Consider the following 5684-nt stretch of genomic DNA (forward strand, 5'->3'; position numbering starts at 1 on the left):
CGCCCGCCGCGACGACGACGGCTGCCGCCCTCGCGCGCCTCGCCTGACTCGTCCGCGGGACGCTCCGTGCGCGGGCCGGTGCTCGCCGGCGCGGCGCTGGTCCGCGAGTCGCCCGACCGCGGCCGGGAGTCACCGGAGCCACGCCGCGAGTCGCCGCCACGTCCGCCACGGATCGCGTCGGAGTGCGAGGTCGCGGGACGGCCCCCGCCCCGCTTCCCGGTCTCGCCCAGGTCCTCGAGCTTCTCGGCGCCGAGCCCCTCGCGGGTCTGCTGCGACTTGGGCAGCCGGCCCTTGGTGCCCTCGGGGATGTCGAGGTCGGCGTACACGTGCGCGGAGCTGGAGTAGGACTCGATCGGAGCGGGGATGCCGAGGTTCAGCGCCTTGTCGATGAGGCCCCAGCGCGGGATGTCGTCCCAGTCGACGAACGTGACCGCGGTGCCCTTGGCGCCCGCGCGGCCGGTGCGGCCGGTGCGGTGCAGGTAGGTCTTCTCGTCCTCGGGGCACTGGTAGTTGATGACGTGCGTGACGGCCTCGACGTCGATGCCGCGGGCGGCCACGTCGGTGGCGACGAGGACGTCGACCTTGCCGTGGCGGAACGCGCGCAGCGCCTGCTCACGGGCACCCTGGCCGAGGTCGCCGTGCAGCGCCCCGGCGGCGAAGCCGCGCTCGACCAGGTCGTCGGCCACCTTGGCGGCCGTGCGCTTGGTGCGGGCGAACACGATGGTCAGGCCGCGGCCGCGGGCCTGCAGGATGCGGGCCAGCATCTCGACCTTGTCGAGCGCGTGCGCGCGGTAGACGACCTGCTTGATGTTCTTGACGGTCTGGCCGTCGTCGTCCGGGTCCGCGGCGCGGATGTGCGTCGGCTGCGTCATGTAGCGGCGGGCCATCGCGACCACGGCGCCCGGCATGGTGGCCGAGAACAGCATGGTGTGGCGGCTGGCCGGCGTGGCAGAGAGCAGGGTCTCGACGTCGGGCAGGAAGCCCAGGTCGAGCATCTCGTCGGCCTCGTCGAGCACGACCGCCTGCACGTGCGACAGGTCCAGGTGCTTCTGCTTGAGCAGGTCGATCATGCGCCCGGGGGTGCCGACGACCACGTCGACGCCGGTGTTCAGCGCGGCGATCTGCGGCTCGTACGCGCGGCCGCCGTAGACCTGCAGCACGCGGACCTTGCGGCGCGAGCTGGCCGTGGCCAGGTCCCCGGCCACCTGGACGGCGAGCTCACGCGTCGGCACGACGACGAGCGCCTGCGGCTTGCCCGGGTGGGCCAGCTGCTCGTAGCCCTCCTCGCCGGGGGCGACCACGCGGTGCAGCAGCGGGACGCCGAAGCCGAGGGTCTTGCCGGTGCCGGTCTTGGCCTGGCCGATGATGTCGTGGCCGGACAGGGCCACCGGCAGCGTCATCGCCTGGATGGGGAACGGGTTGATGATGCCGGCGTCGGCGAGCGCCTGGACGATCTCGGGGCGGACGTCGAAGTCCGCGAACGAGGCGTCGACGGCCTGTACGGAGGACCAGGTGTTCTTCAGGGGGCGGGACATGGGCTCGGCCAGAGCAGAGACCTGCTCCGGCGTCTCGTCGGTGGTGGTCACGAGGACTCTTCACTGCGAAGGGTGGTGTGCCGCGCGCTGTCCGGGGCCGACGGATCGGACCGTCCCGGGCGACAGCGGAGCTCACCACGCGGGTTGGCCGGCAGCCGATCGTGCAAGTCGACTCGCGAGCGTCGTCCGGACAGGTCCGGGGCTGCACGAGAATGGGTCTGATCGTCGAGCACAAATGGGGAAACCGAGACGACCGGGCAACCGAATTACCTGCTCAGTCTATCTGACCGCCACGGCGGACCGGTCGTCGCCCCGCCGAGGGGTTCCCGAGGCCAGCGGGCTACGATCCTCGGATGACGACGACGCATGCACGGACCGGCCCGCAGGCCCCCGGGGCCGCCGGTTCCCTGGAGCTCTCGGACGCGGTCGAGCTGCTCGGCCTCGTCGCCCAGCTGGAGCACGTGGCGTTCGCACGGCTCGCCGCGGACGCGGCCCTCGCCCCGACCGTCGAGCAGCGCCTGGAGCTCAGCCGGTTCGCGGCGGCGGCGGTCGAGCGCCGGGACCGCGTCCTGGCACGCATCGCGGAGATCGGCGGCGACCCGGTGGCCGCCCTGCACCAGTACGACGACGTCCTGGACGACTTCGACGCCCGCACCCAGCCCGGCTCCTGGTGGGAGCGGCTGCTCACGTCCTACGTCGGCTACGGCGTGGCCGACGACTTCTGCCGGCTCGCCGCCGAGGGGCTGGACCCGGGGTCGCGCACCGTCGTTCTCGAGGTCCTCGACGACGCCTCGCACGCCGACCTGGCCGTCGCGGAGCTCGATGCGGCGGGTGCCGCGGACGGTGTCCTGACCGCCCGGCTCGCCCTGTGGGGCCGACGGCTGGTGGGGGAGGCGCTCGGCGTCGTCCAGCGCCTGCTGGTCCAGCGGCCCGCGCTCGTCCGGCTCCTCTCGGCCGGCTCCGCCGGTGCCCCGGCCGAGCCCCCGACGAAGCTCTTCGGGGAGCTCACCGCGCAGCACACCCGGCGGATGAGCCGGCTGGGCCTCACCGCCTGAGCCCTGCCCGGACGGAACCGCCTGAGCACGCCGGAGCCCCGCCCGGACGGATCCGGACGGGGCTCGTGGTGCGGGTCGGTCAGATGTTGCCGAAGCCGACGCGGCCCTTGCTCTCGGAGCCGATCTCGACGTAGCCCAGGCTCGCCGTCGGCACGATGACCCGGCGTCCCCGGACGTCGACCAGCTCGAGCGCCGGTCGCCCGCTGAGGGCGGCGGCCACGGCGGCGGCGACCTCGTCCGGCGACTGGTCGGACTCGAGGCTGATCTCCCGAGGCAGGTTCTGCACGCCGATGGTGATCTCCACCGTCATCTCCTTCACGTCCTTACTCCACGCTGTGGTTCTCGGGCGCCCGTCAGCCGGTGGGCCGGGGCACGTCGTCCGATCCTAGGCGTCCTCGTACGCGAAGTCGGGCCGGATCAGCGCGGACACCCCGCCCCAGGCCAGCTGGGTGACCAGCTCGACCGTGCGCTCGGGCCCGACCTCGGTCGGCTGGCGCAGACGGTGCGTCGCCGCGCCCTGCGCCATGGCGATCAGGGAGACAGCGAGCATCCCCGCGTCGTCCATCGACAGGGCTGTGACCTGCGACAGGACGCCGGCGATGCGGCGGGCGGCCTCGGACGACGCGTGCTCCACCCGTGCCCGCACGTCGGCGTCGTGCGTGACGTCGGACTCGAAGAGCAGCGCGGACGACTCTCCTGCGCCCTCGACGAACATGATGTACGCCTGGACGATCGCGGCGATGACGTCGCGCCCGTCGCCGCGGCGCACAGGTCCCTGCTCGATGCCGGCCACGGCCTTCTCGACGGCGACCAGCAGGTCCGCGCCGTTCTGGTCGACCACCGCGAGGTACAGGTCGAGCTTGGACGGGAAGTGGCGGTACAGGACGGGCTTGCTGACCTCGGCGCGGTCCGCGATGTCGTCCATGGAGACGTGGTGGAAGCCCTCGGAGGAGAACAGCTCCTGGGCGATGCGCAGGACCTGGGCACGGCGCTCGTCGCGAGCCATCCGCGGGCTGCGGGCCCTCGGGGTCGAGTCGTCTGTCCCGTCCGTCATCCCGCGATGGTAGCCACGGGATGTGTCAGGGATGCGACGATGACCGGGTGACGGCACCGGATGCGCTCCGGAGGGACCAGGGACTGACGCAGGCGTCGGTCCCTGGTCGGCGTTCGCGCGCAGCGGTCCGTCGACGCCACCGGCCCGCTCGTCGGGCGCTCCCCGCCCTCGTGGCGGTGGCTGTCGGCCTCGTCCTCGGTGCTGCCAGCGCGGGCTGGACGGTCGGCTCGCCCCGCGCGGCAGCGGTGGTCGCCGACGTGCTCGGCCCGACGTCGACGTCCACCCCGGAGGTCATCGACCGCACCGGCTCGCAGAGCAGGGCGTCCGGCGGGCGCACCCTCCTCGCGCCGGACCCGGTCGTCGTGCCGCAGGGGATGCTCCCGACGGAGCCGGCACCCGGCATCGTCGCCCTCCCGCCCGGGTTGACCGCCCAGGACGTCTCGGCCGGGCTGCGGTCCGCCGAGGTCCCCACCTCCGGCGCCGGCACGTTCAGCGTGGTCCCCGGCGCCGACCCCGGTCCCGGCACGGGCACCGTGCGCACGGTGCGGGTCGAGGTCGAGGACGGGCTCGCCGTGGACCCCGCAGCGTTCGCCGCGACCGTCATGGCCACGCTCAACGACCCGCGCGGCTGGGGCGCCGACGGGTCGATCTCCTTCGCGCGGACGGACGGCGACGCCGAGATCAGGGTGCTGCTGGCCTCTCCGGACGCGGTCGACGACCTGTGCGCCCCGCTTCGCACGGGCGGCGAGGTCTCCTGCGGGACGGCGGGGCGGGCGGTCCTCAACCTGAAGCGGTGGGTGCTGGCCACCTCCGAGACGGCGGACGACAGGACCACCTACCGGCACTACCTGGTCAACCACGAGGTGGGCCACCTGCTCGGGCACGGGCACGAGCGGTGCCCGGGGCCGGGCCAGCGCGCCCCCCTCATGCAGCAGCAGTCGTACAAGGCGGCACCCTGCACCTTCAACGCGTGGCCCTTCCCGTGACGGTCTGACCACGGCGCGCGGGTCGTGCGCATCGGTGTCGGTGGCTCGTGATGGGATCGGTCGCGTGACCAGCACACCGCACGCCCTGCGCCTCGTGCGCCCGGCGTTCGCGGACGTGCCCGCCAGCGGACCGGGCGCCCCGGTGACGCTCGACCCGGAGCAGGCGGCGGCGGTGACCGCCACGGACGCCGCGCTGCTCGTCCTCGGGGCGCCGGGCACCGGGAAGACGACGGTCGCCCTCGAGGCGGTGGTCGCGGCGGTCGAGGCCGGTCTGTCGCCCGAGGACGTGCTGGTGCTCTCGTCGGGTCGGCGCGCGGCGGCGGACCTGCGCGACCGGCTCTCGGCGCGGCTGCGGCGCACGTCCGGGCGGCCCCTCGTGCAGACCGCGGCAGCGGCGGCGTTCTCCGTGCTGCGCGCCCGGGCGTCGGTGCTGGGCGAGCCCCCGCCGACGCTCGTGTCCGGCGCGGAGCAGGACCTGCTGCTGGGTGACCTGCTGGCCGGGCACGCCGCAGGGGACGGTGTCCCGCTGGCGTGGCCGCCGGAGGTCCGGCCCGACGTGCTCGGGCTGCGCCCGTTCCGCGACGAGCTGCGGGACCTGCTCATGCGCGCCGCCGAGCGCGGGCTGACCCCCGTGGACCTGGCTGCCCTCGCGCAGGCCCACCGCCGGCCGGTGTGGGCGAGCGCGGCACGGCTGTACGAGGAGTACCTCGACGTGGTCCAGCTGCGCACGGGCACCCCGGACCTCGGCGCCCGGCTGGACCCTGCGGTCGTCGTGGACGAGGCGGCGCAGGCGCTGCTGACGTGGGAGGACGAGGTTCCTGGAGCGGTACGTCCGCGCTGGGGGCTGGTGGTCGTCGACGACCACCAGGAGAGCACGTCCGCCACCGCCCGCCTGCTGCGGGTGCTCGCCGACGACGGCGCCCGCGTCCTGCTGCTGGCGGACCCGGACGCGGCGGTCCAGACGTTCCGCGGCGCGACGCCGTCGCTGGTCGGCCGCGCGGGGCTGCACGGCCCCGGACCGGGGGAGCTCGGCGCCCGGACCGTGGTCCTGAGC

At 74.5% G+C, this 5684-nt stretch carries 6 protein-coding genes; 3 read left to right on the plus strand and 3 right to left on the minus strand.

The genetic code is table 11. The features are described from left to right. The coding region (locus tag RYN42_RS19460) for a DEAD/DEAH box helicase (RefSeq protein ID WP_315099060.1) at nt 1-1535 on the minus strand (1535 nt) is incomplete at its 3' end. A 353-nt stretch (nt 1536-1888) separates the two neighbouring features. Here RYN42_RS19460 and RYN42_RS19465 point away from each other — a divergent pair. Beyond that, the gene (locus tag RYN42_RS19465) at nt 1889-2590 is read left to right on the plus strand and encodes a ferritin-like fold-containing protein (RefSeq protein WP_315099049.1); all 702 of its coding nucleotides are present in this window, start codon (nt 1889-1891) and stop codon (nt 2588-2590) included. Nucleotides 2591-2669: 79 nt separating this feature from the next. On the opposite strand, the gene RYN42_RS19470 is transcribed toward RYN42_RS19465, so the two are convergent. Together RYN42_RS19470 and RYN42_RS19475 are read right to left on the minus strand one after the other, a co-directional pair. Next, complete coding sequence (locus RYN42_RS19470; protein WP_399552548.1) at nt 2670-2900, minus strand: DUF3107 domain-containing protein; 231 nt, start codon at nt 2898-2900, stop codon at nt 2670-2672. 75 nt (nt 2901-2975) lie between these two features. Next, nucleotides 2976-3644 carry a TetR/AcrR family transcriptional regulator gene (locus tag RYN42_RS19475; RefSeq protein ID WP_315099051.1) on the minus strand — a complete coding sequence of 223 codons (669 nt, stop codon included), beginning with the start codon at nt 3642-3644 and terminating at the stop codon, nt 2976-2978. A gap of 176 nt (nt 3645-3820) precedes the next feature. Between RYN42_RS19475 and RYN42_RS19480 the strand changes: the two genes are divergently transcribed. Continuing rightward, the gene (locus RYN42_RS19480) at nt 3821-4630 is read left to right on the plus strand and encodes a DUF3152 domain-containing protein (RefSeq protein WP_315099054.1); all 810 of its coding nucleotides are present in this window, start codon (nt 3821-3823) and stop codon (nt 4628-4630) included. A 64-nt stretch (nt 4631-4694) separates the two neighbouring features. Further along, a partial coding sequence (locus RYN42_RS19485) for a UvrD-helicase domain-containing protein (RefSeq protein WP_315099057.1) occupies nt 4695-5684 on the plus strand: 990 nt, incomplete at its 3' end.

The sequence above is a fragment of the uncultured Cellulomonas sp. genome, assembly GCF_963527515.1.
Classification (GTDB): Bacteria; Actinomycetota; Actinomycetes; order Actinomycetales; family Cellulomonadaceae; genus Cellulomonas.

Bases quoted from the DNA above. Each gene is read 5' to 3' on its own strand.
- RYN42_RS19465 (WP_315099049.1), top strand. From the start codon at position 1,889: ATGACGACGACGCATGCACGGACCGGCCCGCAGGCCCCCGGGGCCGCC.
- RYN42_RS19470 (WP_399552548.1), bottom strand. From the start codon at position 2,900: ATGACGGTGGAGATCACCATCGGCGTGCAGAACCTGCCTCGGGAGATC.
- RYN42_RS19475 (WP_315099051.1), bottom strand. From the start codon at position 3,644: ATGACGGACGGGACAGACGACTCGACCCCGAGGGCCCGCAGCCCGCGG.